Below are 621 nucleotides of genomic sequence, written 5' to 3' on the forward strand. Positions count from 1 at the left end.
CGAACACGACCGTTAAGCCCTCCAGCGCCGATGGTACTTGGACCGCAGGGTCCTGGGAGAGTAGGACGTCGCCAAGCGCAACCACTAAAGAAGAACTTCTTTGGTGGTTTATTATGGGCCCTTAGCTCAGCTGGTTAGAGCGCACCCCTGATAAGGGTGAGGTCGGTGGTTCGAGTCCACTAGGGCCCACCATATAACTTTATATTTCCTTTTGGGGCCATAGCTCAGCTGGGAGAGCGCCTGCCTTGCAAGCAGGAGGTCAGCGGTTCGATCCCGCTTGGCTCCACCAAAAAGATTTATTTTCATTGCACCTTGAAAACTGGATACCGAAACGAAATTGCGTTTTAGAATATTCCTTTAAGCTGATCTTGTGTAAACAAGTGAAATAAAGGTAGCTGCCTTGAATTTCATTCACACGTAAGTGTTGAACCGAAATTCAGAGCAAATCGTATTTACGATGTAAATACTAGGTTAAGCTACAAAGAGCACACGGAGGATGCCTAGGCGCCAGGAGCCGACGAAGGACGTGGCGAACAACGATAAGGCCTCGGGGAGCTGTAAGCAAGCTTTGATCCGGGGATGTCCGAATGGGGAAACCCGGCTGTCTTCATCGACAGTCAC

The 621-nt window shown here is 49.9% G+C and carries 2 tRNA genes and 2 rRNA genes; all 4 read left to right on the forward strand.

Annotated elements, in window-relative coordinates:
* Positions 1–77 (forward strand): 5S ribosomal RNA (gene rrf / locus ACL9RM_RS26440); the annotation flags it as partial.
* 38 nt (positions 78–115) lie between these two features.
* Positions 116–192, forward strand: a tRNA-Ile gene (locus tag ACL9RM_RS26445).
* 21 nt (positions 193–213) lie between these two features.
* Positions 214–289, forward strand: a tRNA-Ala gene (locus ACL9RM_RS26450).
* Positions 290–469: 180 nt separating this feature from the next.
* Positions 470–621: ribosomal RNA gene (locus ACL9RM_RS26455) — 23S ribosomal RNA — on the forward strand; the annotation flags it as partial.

The organism is Paenibacillus sp. S29 (assembly GCF_049319765.1).
Lineage (GTDB): Bacteria > Bacillota > Bacilli > Paenibacillales > Paenibacillaceae > Paenibacillus > Paenibacillus polymyxa_B.